The organism is Corallococcus sp. 4LFB (assembly GCF_046520365.1).
GTDB lineage: Bacteria > Myxococcota > Myxococcia > Myxococcales > Myxococcaceae > Corallococcus > Corallococcus caeni.
Genome location: NZ_JBKGHJ010001127.1, coordinates 1 through 863 on the forward strand (window position 1 = coordinate 1; position 863 = coordinate 863).

Here is an 863-nt window from a genome sequence, read left to right on the forward strand (position 1 = left end):
GGAAGCTGGGCATGCGGCCGGAATTTGTCTCGGAACTTCTGGCGGCCTACTTAGGCCCGGGTGCGGTATGGAGTCCGCGCGAATGAGGGCCACGCATTGCTGAAGCTCTACAAGAAGGACGGCGACACCCTGCGCTACTGGGAGGCGTGGGAGCACGAGGGCGTCGTCACCGTGCACTGGGGCACCGTGGGTGACGGCGGCGAGCAGAAGGCCGTCCCCGTCCCCCCGGACGAAGACCCCGACATGGTCATCGCGCAAGAGGCCGAAGCCCTGGTGGACGCCGGCTACGACGAGCCCGAGCCGGACGCCATGGCCGTGCTGCTCGTGGAGTACACCGTGCAGGGCAAGGGCACCGGCCATGACTTCGAGCAGCGCAACGCCGTGGAGGAGCTGCTCACGGACGCGCTCGGCTGGACGGGCAACGGCGAGGTGGAGGGCGGCGAGACGGAGGCCGGCGTCATGCGCGTGCACTGCCGCGTGATGGACCCCGACACCGCCGCGCGCACCGTGGTGGAGGCCCTGGACGCGGAGGACCTGCTCGAAGGCGCCCGCGTGCTGGTGGCGCGGGGCGAGGAGAAGCCCCGCGTCGTGCACCCGCCCCTGTTCCCCGTGCTCAAGTCGTAGGCGGAGCCTGGGGCGCCTGGCCCCGGGGCCCGAAGACGCGGAACAGCAGCACCAGCGACGGCACCACCGTCACCAGGCCCACCGCGAGCGCGACGAGCAGCAGCCGCTGCACCACCAGCGGCGCCGCGGCGCCCTGGAGCGTCAGGTGCGGGTAGACGAGGTAGGGCGCCTGCGACACCGCCCACCCCAGCACGATGAGCCGCCCTGCGTGGCCGCCGCCACCCGCGCGGCCCGGAAGC

At 72.5% G+C, this 863-nt stretch carries 1 protein-coding gene and 1 pseudogene; one reads left to right on the forward strand and one right to left on the reverse strand.

Annotated features, from left to right (window positions below; all coding sequences use genetic code 11):
• Positions 1–96 precede the first annotated feature (96 nt).
• On the forward strand, positions 97–624 hold the full coding sequence (locus tag ACLEQD_RS44490; protein ID WP_410391943.1) for a hypothetical protein: 528 nt from the start codon (positions 97–99) through the stop codon (positions 622–624).
• Here ACLEQD_RS44490 and ACLEQD_RS44495 read toward each other — a convergent pair.
• Positions 614–863, reverse strand: a pseudogene (locus tag ACLEQD_RS44495) (hypothetical protein); the annotation flags it as partial. The gene ACLEQD_RS44490 and the pseudogene ACLEQD_RS44495 sit on opposite strands and share 11 nt — an antisense overlap.